Raw genomic sequence first — 17,158 nt, 5'->3', positions numbered from 1 at the left:
TAATAAAAGCATCGGAAAAATATTATAACGCATTCATAGAACAAATTTAATTAAATTAATTATTGAAAGCCTGAATTATTAAAAAAAAGATTCAGGCTTTTTTTATTTTTTATGCTACAGGAATCACATAATTGATATAAAAATTAGTTTTTTATTGTTCTTTTAACCGATGAGTAAGTTTCTGAAATGTATTTCTATCAAAGCAACAGAGAAATTTGTCAGTACATAAGCGAAAATGAATTATGGGTTTTAGGTCGGGTCACTGGGATATTTTTAAAAATATTTAGAGAGCATATTGGTCTTGCACAGTATGATGATATTAAAAAAGCACTGAGATTGTCTTCGTCGTCTATTTTTCATAAATGGAATCAGACCGGGATTAACGATATTGAAGGTTACGCAACTTATATAGAAAAATCAGCAAAACTGGTAAAGCTAATGAAAACATTCAATAAAGTTGGCATTGCCCTGTCAGCATTGAATGGTGCTAATTCTATTTATGATGCCTGTACAATTGGTAGAGATTGTGAAAAAACGGCTTACACTGAAATTGGCAAGTTTTCAGGGGGTTTGCTAGTTCCAGCTATGTTTAATGCTTCAATCAAATCTGGTACGACCGCTATATGTTCAGTAGTATTGACTGTATTAACTGCTCCAGAAGGAGGTATTGGAGGTATTGTTTGCGGGATCGTTGTACAGGCAGCGGCAGCATTTGGCGTAAGCAAAGCAGGAGAAAAGATAGGTGAAACGTCCGGAGAGGTAATATACAATACGAAAAAATAAAATATGGGAAAAGCAAGAGTTATTATTTATCTATAGGATAAAGAGAGAAAATGATTAGTAAATCATTAATTACTTTAAGTTTAATAGGTATAGTATTTTTAGGAGGTATAATTATATACTTTCTAATGTTTATAGCCAATAGAAATTTTTATACTATATGTGATTTATATAAAAATAAATTTGGGAACTTACCATTAAGCACAGAGTTATTTTACACCTCATCACCATTTTTTTTGGCAGGATATAATAAAAAGTCAAAATATAGCGAAAATATTAATGATGTGGAGTTTATACGTTCGCTTCCTAAAAAACTCACAAGAATATATGTAATAAATTATTATTTTAGCATCATTATCTCCTGTTTTTTTTGTATGCTTGCGGCAATGTTATATGTAATAAAATAAATGTTTTATCATGCTGGTGATAATGGTTACATTAATAAATAAAGGGACTCCATCAGAGTCCCTTTATAGTTTTTATTTCAACACCCCATATATCTGATCACCTATCCAGCCATATGGTTAACCGGATCGATTGACGTCAACGTTCCGGTCCATCCTGTATGACCGTATGTTTCTGAACTGGCTAATACACCGAACATTAACGTCATCAATATGTTACCGTTCCTACGCCACTCGGCAAAAAGCGGATCAGTTATTAACCGGGATCACCGCGCCTTTATATTTGGTACGGATCCAGTCCTGGATTTCTTTGGAGTGCAGGACATCGACCAATGCGACGATATCCTTCTTCTTCTCGTCGCCACGATGCACGGTAATGATGTTGGCGTACGGGTTGTTTTCACCGCTTTCAACGGCAATCGGATCTTTCACCGGATCCAGCCCGGCGTCGATGGCGTAGTTAGCGTTAATCACCACCGCATCGCCTTCATCATTGTTATACATTTGCGGCAACAGCGCGGCTTCCACGTTAGGCAGGAACTTCAGTTTTTTTGGGTTCTCAACAATGTCGCTAATGCGCGCGGTCACTTTATCTACGCCCGGCTTCAGCTTGATCACCCCCTCTTTTTCGAAAATCGACAGAATACGGCCTTCCTCAGATACCGCATCGCGCATGATGACCTTGCCACCTTCCGGCAGATCTTTAAGCGATTTCACTTTTTTCGAATAGATACCAATCGGCTCAATGTGGATCGCCCCAGCGCTGACGAAATCATAGGTATTATCGCCAGCATGATCTTTTATCACGCTGTTAAGGTACGGAATATGCTGGAAGTAGTTAGCGTCAATCTCACGGCCAGCCAGCGCGGTGTTCGGCAGAATGTAATCCTGGAACGGTTTGATCTCCAGATCGATCCCCTGCTTCGCCAGTATAGGTTTAGCCTGCTCAAGGATCTCTGCATGCGGCACGTTGGACGCGCCAACGGTCAGCGTATCTGCCCACGAGGCAAAGCTCAGGGCGCTTAAGGTTGCTGCGGCAAGTAACGTCAGTGATTTTTTCATGATAATGGTTTCCGTATTTTATTAGCGTTTATCTAACAGAGAGGTGATCACATCGCCGCAAAGCTGGATGATGAAAACAATGAGCAAAATCGTCACTGTCGCCACCAGCGTGACGTCGCTGTGGTTGCGCTGGAATCCTTCCAGATAGGCCAAATTCCCTAAACCACCGGCGCCAATCACCCCCGCCATCGCGCTGTAGCTAACCAGTGCAATCAGCGTTACGGTGATGCCGGACACCAAGGCAGGAGAGGATTCTGGCAGTAAAACCCGAAAAATAAGTGTGCTCAGACGTGCGCCCATCGAACGCGTCGCTTCAATCACGCCTTTATCGACTTCACGCAGGGCAATTTCGACCAGCCGCGCATAAAACGGTGCAGCCCCTACGATCAGCGCAGGCAGCGCGGCATTGGCGCCGAGAATGGTGCCAACCATTACTTTGGTAAACGGGATCAGTAGCACGATCAAAATGATGAATGGGATCGAGCGAAAGATATTCACCACCAGCGAAATACCGCTATACACCGCGCGATTGTGAAACAGTCCACCGCGTGCGGTCAGGAATAACGCCAGCCCAAGTGCGATTCCCAGAATAAAGGTCGCTGCGCCTGAAAGGGCAGTCATGTAGAGCGTTTCCTGGGTTGCCGCCAGCAGTTGGTCCCACTTTAGATGAGGAAAAAGTTCTTCAGCCATGTTGAATCACCTCGCCTTCAATGTCGCTCTGGCGCAGGTCGGCCAAAATATTGTTCAATTGTTCTTCTGAGGCCACCACGTGCACCCAGAGCTGACCAAACACACCGTGCGCGGTTTGCGTCATCTTGCCGTGTAAAATGTTAAACGGCAGGCCATAGCGTAGGGTCAATTCGCCAACCACTGGCCGATGTGTACGTTGCCCGGTAAACGTAAGCTTGATCACCACGCCGCCAAGTTCGCTGGCCAACTGCGGGTTGAATTCGTCTTCCTCGCCGTATTGACTCACCTGACGAACGAACTGTCGGGTGATCGCCTGTTGCGGATGAGTAAAAACGCTGAGCACGTCGCCTTCTTCAACGACTTTGCCATTTTCCATGACCGCCACGCGATCGCAGATCTTGCGTACTACGTGCATTTCATGGGTGATCAGCACGATGGTTAATTTGAAGCGACGGTTAATATCGAGCAGTAAATCGAGAATCTGATCGGTGGTTTGCGGATCCAGCGCCGAGGTGGCTTCGTCACACAGCAATACGTCAGGATTATTCGCCAGCGCGCGGGCAATCCCTACCCGTTGTTTTTGTCCACCACTTAGCTGGGACGGATACGCATTTTCGCGACCGCTCAGCCCAACCAGCGCAATCAGTTCGGCAACCCGCGATTTGATAGACGCTTTCGACGCGCCAGCGATTTGCATAGAGAAAGCAATATTCTCGCTAACGGTCCGCGACCACAGCAAATTGAAGTGCTGAAACACCATGCTGATTTTCAGTCTCGCCTGACGTAACGATTCCCCACGGGCGGCAGAGATATCGTGACCGTTAATTGTTACGCTGCCTGAGGTTGGTTTTTCCAACCCATTGAGCAAGCGAATTAAGGTGCTTTTCCCCGCCCCGCTGTAACCAATAATTCCGTAAATCTGTCCCTGTTCAACCGTCAGGTTGACGTTATCGACAGCGGTAATGGCAAGCCTGCCTGGCGTAAACACTTTCGAAATATTTTTCAGGACAATCATGTCGTTTGGGTATCCGCTGCTGCTTAGTGTTCTTCTGCTAGCGCTTTTAGCTGTTTAGCAGTATGGATGTCCAAACGAGTGTAATCAGCAAGGTTGGCTTTTAAAATGAATTAAAATGAATTTGATATAACATTTAGAAATATGTCGATATGGTTGGCGTCATGTGCATATAACACAGGCACCGGGATGACGTTTTCAGCGTGTTGCGCAACAAACCACAGTGGCAAACAACTTCTTTATCCATACATCTGAACAAATTAATGAATATTCTCTGTAAAACTGCACAGAAGTGTTTTGAAACGCTGTTTCCATTTTCCTTTTTGATATTTTTCAGCGTATAATGCGCGCCAATTGTCTCTTGAATGGTTTCAGCACATTGACCTGTAAAACTCAACGACTACAAAACTCACCATCCCGTTGGGCTGAAACGCAAGCACACATTCCTCTGCACGCTCTTTCGATGTCACCTATCCTTAGAGCGAGGCATCACAACTTTCGTAACTCAGGTTTAGCTTCCCGTCCGTGCGCGGCGGGAGCCAGATTTCCATATCCTTCTCAACTTAAAGACTAAGACTGTCATGAAAAAGACGAAAATTGTTTGCACCATCGGTCCGAAAACCGAATCCGAAGAGATGTTAACCAAAATGCTGGACGCGGGCATGAACGTCATGCGTCTGAACTTCTCCCACGGTGATTACGCAGAACACGGTCAGCGCATCAAGAATTTGCGCAACGTCATGAGCAAAACCGGTAAGAAAGCCGCAATCCTGCTCGACACCAAAGGTCCGGAAATCCGTACCATCAAACTGGAAGGCGGTAACGACGTTTCCCTGAAAGCGGGCCAGACCTTCACCTTCACCACCGACAAATCTGTCGTAGGCAACAACGAAATCGTTGCTGTTACCTATGAAGGCTTCACGAAAGATCTGTCCGTCGGCAACACCGTTCTGGTTGACGATGGTTTGATCGGCATGGAAGTTACCGCTATCGAAGGTAACAAAGTTATCTGTAAAGTGCTGAATAACGGCGACCTGGGCGAAAACAAAGGCGTTAACCTGCCAGGCGTTTCCATCGCGCTGCCAGCACTGGCTGAAAAAGACAAACAAGACCTGATCTTCGGTTGCGAACAAGGCGTTGACTTCGTTGCGGCTTCCTTTATCCGTAAACGTTCTGACGTCGTTGAAATCCGTGAGCACCTGAAAGCGCACGGCGGCGAAAACATCCAGATCATCTCCAAAATCGAAAACCAGGAAGGCCTGAACAACTTCGACGAAATCCTCGAAGCGTCTGACGGCATCATGGTTGCTCGTGGCGATATGGGCGTTGAGATCCCGGTTGAAGAAGTTATCTTCGCACAGAAGATGATCATCGAAAAATGTATCCGTGCGCGTAAAGTCGTTATCACTGCGACCCAGATGCTGGACTCGATGATCAAAAACCCGCGTCCGACCCGTGCTGAAGCCGGCGACGTTGCTAACGCCATCCTCGACGGTACCGACGCAGTCATGCTGTCTGGTGAGTCTGCAAAAGGTAAATACCCGCTGGAAGCCGTCACCATCATGGCGACCATCTGTGAGCGTACTGACCGCGTGATGACCAGCCGTCTGGACTTCAACAACGACAGCCGCAAATTGCGCATCACCGAAGCCGTTTGCCGTGGCGCGGTTGAAACTGCAGAAAAACTGGATGCTCCACTGATCGTCGTTGCAACCCAGGGCGGTAAATCTGCTCGCGCAGTACGTAAATACTTCCCGGATGCGACCATTCTGGCGCTGACCACCAATGAAACTACCGCGCGTCAACTGGTGCTGAGCAAAGGTGTTGTTGCACAAGTTGTTAAAGAAATCAGCTCTACCGATGATTTCTATCGCCTGGGCAAAGAAGTTGCTCTGGAGAGCGGTCTGGCTCAGAAAGGCGACGTAGTTGTGATGGTTTCCGGTGCGCTGGTTCCGAGCGGCACCACCAACACTGCATCTGTTCACGTGCTGTAATAATTCCACCGCGAATTAATTTGCTTGAAAAGCGCCCTTGCGGCGCTTTTTTTATTTTATCGATAGCCACAATTAATAAAAAATCAAATCGGATTTCACTATCTAATCCGAGATTATCTAAGATGAATCCGATGGAAGCTTTCTGTTTTCACTCGGTTTTTTAGCTGTTTTTGCACAATTCGATGCTTCTTTGAGCGAACGATCAAAAATAAGTGCATTCCCATCAAAAAAATATTCTCAACATAAAAAACTTTGTGTAATACTTGTAACGCTACATGGAGATTAACTCAATCTAGAGGGTATTAATAATGAATCGTACTAAACTGGTACTGGGCGCGGTAATCCTGGGTTCTACTCTGCTGGCAGGTTGCTCCAGCAATGCTAAAATCGATCAGCTGTCTTCTGACGTTCAGACTCTGAACGCTAAAGTTGACCAGCTGAGCAACGACGTGAACGCAATGCGTTCCGACGTTCAGGCTGCTAAAGATGACGCAGCTCGCGCTAACCAGCGTCTGGACAACGCAGCTACTAAATACCGCAAGTAATAGTATCTGTGTAATAAAAATGGCGCACATTGTGCGCCATTTTTTTGCTCTGAATTTCCTTTCCCTGCTATTGCGTTGCGTGCACCTCTGCATCCCCTCCTGGTACGCCATTACGCGCAGACTTCACTTCCGCACCCTTGCTAACTACCGAGACTTGTCCGGCTGTCACTGTGACAGGATAGCCCGCGCGGCGATACAACGCTCGTTCCACCAGGCTGCTATCCACGGCTTTGTCGTCTTTAAATGAGGTAAAACCGGCGGGTAGTACATAGGGCATAGTCTGGACGTTTTGTTCCTCTTCCGGCGACAACGGTCGATGCACTTCGACATAGCGCATGCCGTTCGGCTCAACCGAATATTTAATCGGTTCATTAATCACTCTGACCGGCGTTCCAGTGCGGACCTGAGCAAACAATGCTTTGATGTCCGGTGCATTCATGCGAATACAACCGGAACTCACACGCAAGCCCACGCTATCCGGCGCGCTGGTGCCATGGATCAGGTATTCACCGTTTCCATGCACCAGACGCAGTGCAAAGCGCCCTAACGGGTTATTTGGCCCAGCGGGTACAACTGGCGGTAGAGTTATGCCTCGCTCCAGAGAGCGTTTACGGATGCCTGGTGTAGGAGTCCAGGTGGGATTTGGGATTTTCTGCCCAACCCGGGTTTCCATAACCGGCGTTTCCAGTCCTTGTAAACCAATCCCAATCGGGAAGACCTGAACAATATTCTCACCCGGCGGGAAGTAATACAGACGCAGTTCCGCAAGATTCACAATAATGCCTTCGCGTGGCGCATCTGGCAGCAATAATTGCGAGGGAATGGTAATCAGCGTTCCGGGTTTTGGGACGGGGGCAATAGTATTATTGGCTTCAAGGATCAGCATTGCGGCAGTATCAAACTTACGGGCAATCGCCTGTAGATTTTTATCGCCTTCCTGCACGGTGTAGGTTTGGTTTTGCCCAACAAGACGGCTGTTCGCCTGTGGCAAAGGATAATCGACCGCCCATGCGGCCTGAATAGCACTGTAAGCGCCGATTAGCATTAACGTAATAACAGACGCGCGTTTCATACTCACTCACCCCCCTGGCGTTCATGCCGGATGGCGGCAAGCGCCCGATCCGGCCTACGAGTCACTGCGTTGCCCAACACGAGATTGTTCAGGTCGCTCTGAAAAATGACGTGTCTTATCAGTTTAGCTAAGAGTTACGGCTTTGGCGCGAATTGCCCGAATCATCGCTTCGAGCCCTTGTGACCGAGACGGTGTGAGATGCTGTGCGAGCGCCATTTTTTCAAACCACGGACGCACATCAAAATTCACAATATCCTGGGCCATCATGCGGTCATACAAAATGAATACCACCGCAATAAGCCCTTTCACAATAGCCGCATCGCTGTCGCCCTGAAATTCAATAATTCCTTCGGCATTCTGACGCATAACAATCCATACCTGGCTTTGACATCCCTGGATGCTATTTTCCACATTACGATCGTCGTCGCTTAATTGTGGCAGACGTTGACCCAGTTCAATAATGTACAGGTATTTCTCTTCCCAATTAGCGCAACGCGTAAAATTACGCAACAACTTTTCTTTATCCGGTAGCGCAGCCATAACGCCTCCCTGTTAGCCCAGTAAGTGATGAATACGCTTGAGACCTGTTACCAGGCGATCCACTTCTTCATGGGTGTTGTACATGGCAATCGACGCCCGGCACATCGCGGGAACGTTATAAAAGGCCATCAGCGGCATTGCGCAGTGATGCCCCGTTCGTACAGCAATGCCATAGTTATCGAGAAAACTCCCGACGTCATAAGCATGATGCTTGCCGAGGTTAAACGCAATCACGCCCAGACGGTTATCCGGTCCGTAGATCGTTAAATCCGGCACATCCCCCAGCTGTTCAAGCGCATAGCACATCATGAATTGTTCATATTCGCTGATTTCAGCCAGCCCCAGCGCTGAAATATATTCAATAGCCGCGCCGAGCCCAATAATTCCACCCGTATTTGGCGTTCCGGCTTCAAACCGCCAGGGGGCTTTGGCCCATGTCGTTCCCTGGCTCAGGCTCACTGTCGCAATCATCGACCCGCCACCTTCCCACGGCGGCATCTCCTGTAGCAGCGACTCTCTGGCATACAGAACGCCAATACCAGTTGGCCCATAGAGCTTGTGACCGGAGAAAACATAGAAGTCGCAATCCAGCGCCTGCACATCCACCTGATGATGCATAACCGCCTGTGCGCCATCCACCAGTACTTTTGCACCGTATTGATGCGCCAGCGCGATCATCTCACCCAACGGGTTTTCCGTGCCCAGTACGTTAGATACGTGGGTAATCGCCAGCAGTTGCGTGCGATCGTCAAACAGCATCGGCAGCGCTTCCAGTTGCAATGTACCATCGTCATTAAGTGGAATAACGCGCAGTTCAGCCCCGACGCGGGCACACAGCATCTGCCAGGGCACAATGTTGGCATGATGCTCCATTTCGCTGATGATGATGTTATCACCCGCCCGCACATTGCTGTTGCCCCAGCTGTTTGCTACCAGGTTGATCCCTTCCGTGGTACCGCGAACAAACACCAGCTCCTCCGCTGAGCGGGCGTTAATAAACAGCGAGGCGAGCTTGCGCACATTCTCCATTTTTTCCGTGGCCTGAGCACTCAACGTATGGATACCACGGTGGACCGCCGCATAGCCGTGACGGTAAAACTCGGCTTCAGCATCAATCACCTGGTTAGGTTTTTGCGCGCTGGCGGCGCTGTCCAGATACGCCAACGGTAAACCATTCACTTCACGCGTCAGGATTGGAAAATCGGCCCGCACTTTTTCAATGGGAAATGTCATGCTACGCCTCCCGGCAAGCGTTGGGCGATCCTTGCCAATACCTGTTGCTTCAGCGTTTCCTCGTCCAGGGCTTCCGTTAGCTCAGCGGCAAACGCATAGAGAATCATTTGTTGGGCATCCTGCTGGCCGATCCCACGCGAACGCAGATAGAACATCTGCTCGTCGTCGATCCGCCCTACCGTCGCCCCGTGGCTGCATTTCACGTCGTCGGCATAGATTTCAAGTTGTGGTTTGGTATCCACCTCAGCCAGTTTACCGAGCAGCAAATTATTGTTGGTCATCTGACCATCAGTTTTAATAGCGTGTTGAGCAACGTTAATCAGGCCATTGAATACCGCCCGCCCCTTATCGCTGACAATCGTTTTATGCAACTGGCGGCTGTTGCAATATCCCTTGTTATGCTCAAGCCAGGTGCGGGTGTCGCAGACTTCATTTTTCACCGGCATCGCCAGGCTGTTGAGCCGAAGCGTCGTGTTTTCGCCGTTAAGCTGAGTGCTGGTGTTATGGCGCAGCACCGCATCACCGAGTAAAAAGCTGTGGCTGGTGGCCGTGGCATCCGCCCCCAATTGAATGTCATTATGTGCGAAGTGGTGGCTTTGCGGATTCTCAAACGCCAGTTTGATATGGCGCAAGTGCGCATTCGCCGCGACATTCATGGTTAAGCGTGCGCCAGTAAAATGACGAAGCTCGCTAAGGCTGACATAGTGTTCAATGACGGTTGCTTCAGCCCCTTCCGCCAGTTCCAGATGGTGGCGATAGTGCGCCGTATTCACCTGATCGCTCGCCAGCCCCTGGGTAATGTGCAACAACAACAGCGGTTTCTTCGGCCGCTGGTTTCGCTTCACCTTAATGTACGTGACGCTACGCGACAGGCTTTCGGTCAGGTGCAGAAAGACTTCCGGTTGGATGGCGGCCGGTAGCGTCTGGCGTACATCATCAACGGTAATATCAAAACCACTACCTTCCGCGCTGTCGCTCAGCGTTGGAGAGAATTGCCCGTCGACAAATACCAGTCGTATGGCCTCAATAGCCGGTGCTAACGCTTCACACTGGGCTGACGATATCTCAGTGACATGGCTGACAAACTGGCTGTGGGTTAATCCCTCCAGCGGCGTGTATTTCCAGTCCTCATGCTTACGCGTTGGCAGCCCCAGTCGCAGCATCTGTTGCAGGTGCTGCTGGGCATGTTGCGAGCGAGTCTCACCTTGCGTCGCAAACAGATGGTGCCACTGTTGCAACACGTTACTGCTGTTCGCTAAGCCAGCCATAACCTTGCTCCTCCAGTTGTTTGACCAGTGTGAAATCACCGGATTTCACAATTCGCCCCTGGTAGAGAACGTGAACATAATCGGGTTTGATATAGTCCAGGATACGCTGATAATGGGTGACGATAATGAATGAACGTTGCCCATCACGCAGCGAGTTCACGCCGTCGGCGACGATTTTCAGCGCGTCGATATCCAGCCCGGAGTCTGACTCATCCAGAATGCACAACTGAGGCTCCAGTACCGCCATTTGCAAAATGTCATTACGCTTTTTCTCACCGCCGGAGAAACCGACGTTGACCGAACGCGTGAGCAAATCTTCCGGCATCTTCAGCAACGCAATTTTTTCTTCCATCAGATCCTGGAAGTCAAACCTGTCCAGTGACTCTTCGCCACGGTAGGTGCGCACCGCATTCAGTGCCGTTTGCAGGAAAAACTGATTACTTACGCCGGGGATTTCTACTGGATACTGAAATGCCATAAAGATGCCTTCACCGGCCCGCTCTTCCGGTGACAGTTCCAGTAAATCTTTACCGTTGAACTCTACCGTCCCGCCGGTGACTTCATAGTCTTCACGTCCGGCGAGCGTGGCGGAAAGCGTACTTTTCCCGGAACCGTTTGGCCCCATAATGGCGTGCACTTCTCCGGGGCGAATGTCAAGACTCAGCCCACGCAGGATCGTCTTATCTTCCACACTGACCTGTAAATCTTTGATGCTTAACATGTGCTTTCCTTAAATTTTAACCGACGCTGTGTTCAAGACTTATGGCGAGAAGTTTTTGCGCTTCCACGGCAAATTCCAGCGGCAGTTCAGAGAACACGTCTTTACAGAAACCATTCACGATCATCGAAATGGCATCCTCTTCGCTGATACCGCGCTGCAGGCAGTAAAATAGCTGGTCTTCACCAATGCGCGACGTCGTGGCTTCGTGTTCAAGCTGGGCGCTGTTGTTACGACACTCCACATACGGGAAGGTGTGCGCCCCACAATCCGCGCCGATCAGCATCGAGTCGCATTGGGTATAGTTGCGGGCATTGGTGGCGGTTGGCATGATTTTCACTAAACCGCGATAGCTGTTCTGACTGTGTCCGGCGGAGATACCTTTAGAGATGATGGTTGATTTGGTGTTCTTGCCAATGTGGATCATCTTGGTGCCAGTATCGGCCTGCTGATGACCACTGGTCAGGGCCACGGAGTAGAATTCGCCGATAGAGTTATCCCCACGCAGAATGCAGCTTGGGTATTTCCAGGTAATGGCCGAACCGGTTTCTGACTGCGTCCACGACATTTTGCTGTTTTCGCCTTCGCACAGCGCCCGCTTGGTAACAAAGTTCAAAATGCCGCCGGTATTGCCATCGCCAGGGAACCAGTTTTGTACCGTCGAGTATTTCACTTCGGCATCTTTGTGGATGATGACCTCCACTACCGCAGCATGCAGCTGATAGCTGTCGCGCACAGGGGCCGAACAGCCTTCGATATAGCTGACGTAGCTTCCCTCATCCGCAACCAGAATGGTGCGTTCAAACTGCCCGGTTTTTTCCGCATTGATACGGAAATAGGTCGACAGTTCCATTGGGCAACGCACACCTTTCGGCACATAAATAAACGTACCGTCGGAGGCCACTGCCGCATTCAGTGCGGCAAAGAAATTGTCATTACCCGGAACAACCGTGCCCAGATACTGTTTTACCAGCTCCGGGTGGTCGTGAATCGCCTCACCGAACGAACAGAAAATAATGCCCTGTTCCGCCAGTTTGTCGCGATAGGTGGTCGCCACCGACACCGAGTCAAAAATGGCATCAACCGCCACCTCTTTGCCTTCGCGGACCGGCACGCCAAGCTGTTCAAAGGCGTCCTCGACCTCTTTACTTAAAAATGCATTTGCGCCCGTTTGCTGCACCGCTCCCAGTTCAGACACACAGGTTTCATCGCAGTTGCCGCAGGACGGCGCAGAGTAATAGCTGTAATCCTGATAATTCAGTTTGTCATAGTGCGCTTTTAGCCAGTGCGGTTCTTCCATGGTCAACCATGCCTGAAAGGCATTAAGGCGGAATTCCAGCATCCAGTCGGGTTCATTACGTTTTGCCGAAATTGCGCGCACGACCTCTTCGCTGATCCCTTTCGCCAGCTCGTCGGTTTGCAGTTGGGTGAAGAACCCCTCTTTGTAATTAAGGTGCCCGTCAGCCCAGGTGTTGACATCGTCAGTTGCTTCAGTATTACGAGACATAGTACCGCCTATACCCCAAAACTTTCGCCACAGCCGCATTCGTTCTGGGCTTTCGGGTTATGAAATTTAAATAACTGATTTAATCCTTCGCGAACAAAATCGACTTCTGTGCCGTCGATGAACGGCATCGCCTGTAACGGCACATACAGTCTGGCACCATCCATTTCAAACAGGAGATCGTCTTTTTGAGTCTCACGGACGGTATCCAGCACGTAGCCGAATCCTGCACATCCCGTTTGCTTCACGCCCAGGCGAACGCCCAACATGCCGGGTTGCTTTGCCATCAGTTCGCGGATGTGCGCCGCAGCCGCTGGCGTTAACCTCAGTCCACGCCATGCAAAATCTTCCGGGTTAAATGTTCCTGAATGCAATTCCATAGGGTTACCTCGAGTCACTAGCTTTTAAGCTATAACAATATGTTAGTGATAATGATTATCACTTCAACCCCTCAACAGCAGGGGCATTCGGGTTAATCGCCCTTTTTGGTTACTTTTAATAAGCATAGACCCTGCAGCGCGGGTTATCAGAGATGGATTATTTTGTTCAATGCTTTGATTAATAATGGATTATGAAAATCCAATCGTTCAGGCAGGTCAAAGATCAAAAGATGTATAGATAATGTCTATTTAAGAGATAGGTTTTGAAAATTTAATGAAATCATGTGATTATTATATAATCAGTAACTTAGTCTTTTCTCGTGATAGATAAGTACAGACTATTTAACGCCCCAAATTGAGCCCTCAGCGCGATTTTGCCCCCCAAATCCTAAAATGGAGGTTATGCGAGGCGTGTTCCCAATTTTAAACGTCATAATTTACAAGCCAGTTTGATTTTAACAGTAGACATTACGTAAATAAGATTAACTTTGGGATTTGCAGGACTAATTGCTAATTCAATATATTGCCATACGCTTTAATTATCAATTCGATAATTAATATTGGCATTACATATGTTGATTAATTAAATCTCACTATAAAATACAATTTCGAATTAAGTGCCGGAGTATTATTATTTTATGATTCATTCTATTACTAAGGGAAAATTATGTCATGGAATAAACATGATGCGGTCTCGTATGCGCGAAGTCACGCGCATCAAAAAAGCCAGGGTTATTGCGCTCGAGCAGTAGCTGCAGCAATTCGCGCTGGCGGCGTCAAAATTGAAGGTGCTAACGCCAACAGTTTTGCAAGGTCACTAGAAAAAGCAGGATTCAGCAAATCATACGGCACCCCAATAGAGGGCGATATAGCGGTTATTGATGCTTTACCAGGTCCAAACCAGTATGGGCACGCCTGTATTTACGATGGGACGGGAGCCTGGTACTCCGATTTCGTACAGCGCAGTTTATGCCCTGGGCCACAGTACAGAAAAATCCAGCCCACTGTTACTATATACAGGCACAAGTGACATGAAAAAATTACTGCTTTTGCTACTGGTGACCTCATCTGCTATGGCAAATAATACCAACGATCCTGTTAACCAGGCCGTTGCATTTAATAAGTGGTACGTGAACCAAATTAACAATAATAATTTCCCGATTACCGACGGTAAAGATATCGATAAATACGTTACTGCATCAACAATGCAGAAACTAAGGCGAACACAAGATCCAAATTATGATGATGAGGTTTTCTATTCTTCTGATTTTTTTCTAAAATCACAATATATCGGTGACGACTGGACAGAGAATGTGGCCATATCCTCATATGACTGGGATCCTGTCTGCGTAAACGTCAATATAACGTTCGGCAAAAAAAATCCTCACACGGTTATTGATTGTATGGTTAATGAAAATGGCGAGTGGAAAGTACAGTCCGTTGCTGCACGCGATAACAATTAACGACGTTATGACAGAGTTACTATGCCATGGCACATCCGCGAATACCCCTGCTATATCGCCGGAAAGTAAAAAAGCCTGCGCGAACTGAATGGGATTTTTATATTTTCCGTGTCAATGATAATGGAATCGACCCCAGCTAATTGACAAACAACAAAAAACCCTTAAGTCTGCTTGCTGGCAGGCTTAAGGGTTCCGGCCCCATCCGGCGCTTATCTCCGGCACTCACAATGGCTTAGCTCTTGAAGGGGCGATAAGAAGAATCTCATACACTGATAAGTTTTTTTTAACACAAATTGCGGTTTGACTATTTTATGAGCACGTTTAGCTACCTTTTTAGCATTGCGCCCCACTGAGTGCGTCCAGCAGCAAGCGTAAGCCCGCAGGCTGATGTTCACGAGAAAGGTATAAACCATAAATCGGCAGGCATTTGGGCTGTAGCTCTGGTAATAAGCGAATTAACGCCCCCTGCGCCAGCCCTTCCCACGCCTCCAGTTCCGGCACCAGCGCAATGCCCATTCCCGCCTGCGCCGACTCACAGAGCAGCGAAGAGATTCCGGCGCTCAAGTTCCCTTTAATCGCAACGGCGACATCCTGGCCGTAGACATCCTTAAAGTGCCAGGATTTACCAGCAAACCCGCTGTAATAGAGGCAATTGTGCCGCGTCAGATCGTCGAGCGTTTCAGGAGTACCGTATTGATGCAGGTAATCTACAGACGCGCACAGCACCGATTTACAGTCGCCAAGGCGACGGGCGATGGTTCCGGGTTCGGGATTTTCCGTTATACGGATTGCCACATCAATCCGTTCTCCTACCAGGCTTACCGGTTGATTATTGATCTCCACCTCGATCCGCAACTGCGGATACTGCGCCAGAAATGTGGGCAGTACCGGCGCTAATATATGCATAGCAGTAAAGTGCGCACAGGCCACACGTAGCGTGCCACTGGGCGTTTGCGCGGCGCTGGCGGCCCCGATATCCAGCGAAAGTTGCGCCAGAGAACGTGTTTTCGCTAATGCCTCTTCACCCGCTGGCGTGATCGTCAAGCGACGCGATGATCGATGGATAAGCCTTGCGCCTGCCCATTTTTCCATCTCGTCGAGGTAACGACTGACCATCGGACGGGAAAGCCCCAATGCACGTGCAGCGGCGCTCAGACTGCCCAAATCACAGATATGGTTAAATACCGTTGCCGCCATCACTCTGTCCATTGCATCCCATCCGATCGTTTTATGAAACTCAGCATGTCCTAATGAGGGAATTCTAACAGATACGAATATGCTTAAAATACGGGAACTATCAAAAGACAATTCCCTGCATAAGGTTACCTGGTATGAAAGTTAAATCTCTGGCCCTGCTGTTACCTCTGTTTGCGTCTTCAGCTTTCGCCGCACCGCTACAGCTGGAGGTCTACAATCCCCAGGACAAGGGTATTTTCCCGGTCTCTTCGACGCTGGTGTCTGGTCCCAAAGAGGCCATGTTGTTTGACGCCCAGTTCAGCACCAAAGATGGCGAACAACTGGTGCAGATGATTCACGCCAGCGGTAAAACGCTGAAGGCTATCGTGATCACCTCCGGCGATCCGGATTTCTATTTTGGCCTGCAGCCTATCGTCAATGCCTTCCCACAGGTAAAAGTTCTGGCAACACCACACGTAGTGGACCATATCCGCGCCACCAAAGAGGCTAAACTGCAGTTCTGGGGTCCGCAAATGAAGGATGGTGCGCCAACATCGCTCACCGTTCCGCAGGCGACAACGCAAACGCAGTTCACGGTTGATGGCGAAACACTGGAACTGCGCCATCCCGACGATTATGCAGCCTATGTCTGGATCCCAGCAAACCGTGCCATTATTGGCGGTACTGGCGTGGCTTCCGGTATACATGTCTGGACGGCAGATACTCAGTCTGCAGAACAACGTAGCGCATGGCGTAGCGTACTGAGCGAAATGCAGAACTTACACCCCACTCAGGTGATCCCAGGTCATTACATTGGCGAACGCCCTACGGGCGATAAAGCGATTCGCTTCACTCAGGACTATTTGCAGTCGTTTGAGCAGGCATTAGAGGCGAAGAAAGGATCTGACTATGTGATTAAAACCATGACCGCGGCTTGGTCAGGTCTCGCGGACACAAGCTCTCTGGAGCTAAGTGCAAAAGTCAATACCGGTGAGATGAAGTGGTAATGAAGATTTAAGGCAAAAAATAACCCCGAACGCGTGTCGGGGTTTTTACTCGATAAGCATACCGGAATCAATGAACGCCCATGCGCCAGGCAAAATAGATCTCTTCTTTCAGTTCAATCGATGAAAGCGCCAGTAAATCAGCAAACTCCAGTTCGAGTTGTTTCAGTCTTTTCAGGTACTGAGCCGGTGAAAGATCGGATTTATCACGACGTAAAAATTCTATTGCCAGTTGGGCCGGGTCTAATTGGGTAGACATATCATCCTCGCTTGTGTTCAAAACCTGCACAGTATAACACCATTCCCTGCGCAG

At 48.6% G+C, this 17,158-nt stretch carries 18 protein-coding genes and 1 pseudogene; 6 read left to right on the top strand and 13 right to left on the bottom strand.

Annotated features, from left to right (window positions below):
* Nucleotides 1-186: 186 nt before the first annotated feature.
* On the top strand, nucleotides 187-783 hold the full coding sequence (locus tag ACU8YC_RS00995; RefSeq protein WP_446894925.1) for a hypothetical protein: 597 nt from the start codon (nucleotides 187-189) through the stop codon (nucleotides 781-783).
* Between the two features lie 511 nt (nucleotides 784-1,294).
* Here ACU8YC_RS00995 and ACU8YC_RS00990 read toward each other — a convergent pair.
* The 4 genes and pseudogenes from ACU8YC_RS00990 to ACU8YC_RS00975 all read right to left on the bottom strand — a co-directional run.
* A pseudogene (locus tag ACU8YC_RS00990) lies at nucleotides 1,295-1,417 on the bottom strand (hypothetical protein); the annotation flags it as partial.
* 16 nt (nucleotides 1,418-1,433) lie between these two features.
* Nucleotides 1,434-2,246 carry a MetQ/NlpA family ABC transporter substrate-binding protein gene (locus ACU8YC_RS00985; RefSeq protein WP_187252528.1) on the bottom strand — a complete coding sequence of 271 codons (813 nt, stop codon included), beginning with the start codon at nucleotides 2,244-2,246 and terminating at the stop codon, nucleotides 1,434-1,436.
* Between the two features lie 21 nt (nucleotides 2,247-2,267).
* Nucleotides 2,268-2,936, bottom strand: a complete 669-nt coding sequence (locus ACU8YC_RS00980) for a methionine ABC transporter permease (protein WP_151219043.1) — start codon at nucleotides 2,934-2,936, stop codon at nucleotides 2,268-2,270.
* A complete protein-coding gene (locus ACU8YC_RS00975; protein WP_151219042.1) occupies nucleotides 2,929-3,951 on the bottom strand; it encodes a methionine ABC transporter ATP-binding protein in 1,023 nt (340 codons plus the stop codon). The genes ACU8YC_RS00980 and ACU8YC_RS00975 overlap by 8 nt, the downstream gene beginning before the upstream one ends.
* Before the next feature lie 376 nt (nucleotides 3,952-4,327).
* Here ACU8YC_RS00975 and ynhH point away from each other — a divergent pair, with 376 nt between their 5' ends.
* The 3 genes from ynhH to lpp all read left to right on the top strand — a co-directional run bounded on the left by ynhH (nucleotide 4,328) and on the right by lpp (nucleotide 6,487).
* Nucleotides 4,328-4,522 carry a protein YnhH gene (ynhH, locus tag ACU8YC_RS00970; protein WP_242637968.1) on the top strand — a complete coding sequence of 65 codons (195 nt, stop codon included), beginning with the start codon at nucleotides 4,328-4,330 and terminating at the stop codon, nucleotides 4,520-4,522.
* Between the two features lie 7 nt (nucleotides 4,523-4,529).
* Nucleotides 4,530-5,942 carry a pyruvate kinase PykF gene (gene pykF, locus ACU8YC_RS00965; protein WP_003029366.1) on the top strand — a complete coding sequence of 471 codons (1,413 nt, stop codon included), beginning with the start codon at nucleotides 4,530-4,532 and terminating at the stop codon, nucleotides 5,940-5,942.
* 308 nt (nucleotides 5,943-6,250) lie between these two features.
* Nucleotides 6,251-6,487 (top strand): murein lipoprotein Lpp, encoded by a 237-nt coding sequence (gene lpp, locus ACU8YC_RS00960; RefSeq protein WP_003029373.1) that lies wholly within the window; start codon nucleotides 6,251-6,253, stop codon nucleotides 6,485-6,487.
* Between the two features lie 67 nt (nucleotides 6,488-6,554).
* Here the strand turns inward: lpp and ldtE are convergent, their stop codons facing one another.
* From ldtE to sufA, 7 genes are all read right to left on the bottom strand, one after another.
* Nucleotides 6,555-7,559: a L,D-transpeptidase LdtE gene (ldtE, locus tag ACU8YC_RS00955; protein ID WP_446895158.1), complete on the bottom strand. Its 1,005-nt coding sequence runs from the start codon at nucleotides 7,557-7,559 to the stop codon at nucleotides 6,555-6,557.
* 123 nt (nucleotides 7,560-7,682) lie between these two features.
* Nucleotides 7,683-8,099, bottom strand: coding sequence for a cysteine desulfuration protein SufE (gene sufE / locus ACU8YC_RS00950; RefSeq protein WP_151219041.1), 417 nt, complete (start codon nucleotides 8,097-8,099; stop codon nucleotides 7,683-7,685).
* 12 nt (nucleotides 8,100-8,111) lie between these two features.
* Entirely contained in the window at nucleotides 8,112-9,332 is a 1,221-nt protein-coding gene (sufS, locus tag ACU8YC_RS00945) for a cysteine desulfurase SufS (RefSeq protein ID WP_151225390.1), read from the bottom strand.
* Entirely contained in the window at nucleotides 9,329-10,600 is a 1,272-nt protein-coding gene (gene sufD, locus ACU8YC_RS00940) for a Fe-S cluster assembly protein SufD (RefSeq protein WP_446894924.1), read from the bottom strand. Before sufD ends, sufS begins: the two co-directional genes overlap by 4 nt.
* Nucleotides 10,575-11,321, bottom strand: a complete 747-nt coding sequence (gene sufC, locus ACU8YC_RS00935) for a Fe-S cluster assembly ATPase SufC (protein ID WP_151225388.1) — start codon at nucleotides 11,319-11,321, stop codon at nucleotides 10,575-10,577. Before sufC ends, sufD begins: the two co-directional genes overlap by 26 nt.
* A gap of 16 nt (nucleotides 11,322-11,337) precedes the next feature.
* A complete protein-coding gene (gene sufB, locus ACU8YC_RS00930; protein WP_446894923.1) occupies nucleotides 11,338-12,825 on the bottom strand; it encodes a Fe-S cluster assembly protein SufB in 1,488 nt (495 codons plus the stop codon).
* A gap of 8 nt (nucleotides 12,826-12,833) precedes the next feature.
* Nucleotides 12,834-13,202, bottom strand: a complete 369-nt coding sequence (sufA, locus tag ACU8YC_RS00925; protein WP_151219036.1) for a Fe-S cluster assembly scaffold SufA — start codon at nucleotides 13,200-13,202, stop codon at nucleotides 12,834-12,836.
* A 1,031-nt stretch (nucleotides 13,203-14,233) separates the two neighbouring features.
* Here sufA and ACU8YC_RS00920 point away from each other — a divergent pair.
* Nucleotides 14,234-14,665 carry a DUF3828 domain-containing protein gene (locus ACU8YC_RS00920; protein WP_286545011.1) on the top strand — a complete coding sequence of 144 codons (432 nt, stop codon included), beginning with the start codon at nucleotides 14,234-14,236 and terminating at the stop codon, nucleotides 14,663-14,665.
* Nucleotides 14,666-14,998: 333 nt separating this feature from the next.
* Here the strand turns inward: ACU8YC_RS00920 and ACU8YC_RS00915 are convergent, their stop codons facing one another.
* Nucleotides 14,999-15,874 carry a LysR family transcriptional regulator gene (locus ACU8YC_RS00915; RefSeq protein ID WP_446894922.1) on the bottom strand — a complete coding sequence of 292 codons (876 nt, stop codon included), beginning with the start codon at nucleotides 15,872-15,874 and terminating at the stop codon, nucleotides 14,999-15,001.
* 122 nt (nucleotides 15,875-15,996) lie between these two features.
* On the opposite strand from ACU8YC_RS00915, the gene ACU8YC_RS00910 reads away from it, so the two are divergent.
* Nucleotides 15,997-16,848 (top strand): Vmh family MBL fold metallo-hydrolase, encoded by an 852-nt coding sequence (locus ACU8YC_RS00910; RefSeq protein WP_446894921.1) that lies wholly within the window; start codon nucleotides 15,997-15,999, stop codon nucleotides 16,846-16,848.
* 67 nt (nucleotides 16,849-16,915) lie between these two features.
* On the opposite strand, the gene ACU8YC_RS00905 is transcribed toward ACU8YC_RS00910, so the two are convergent.
* A complete protein-coding gene (locus ACU8YC_RS00905) occupies nucleotides 16,916-17,104 on the bottom strand; it encodes a YdiH family protein (RefSeq protein WP_151219032.1) in 189 nt (62 codons plus the stop codon).
* Nucleotides 17,105-17,158 lie beyond the last annotated feature (54 nt).

The sequence above is a fragment of the Citrobacter sp. VF227 genome (assembly GCF_052950715.1).
This window is presented reverse-complemented; position numbering and strand designations above follow the sequence as displayed.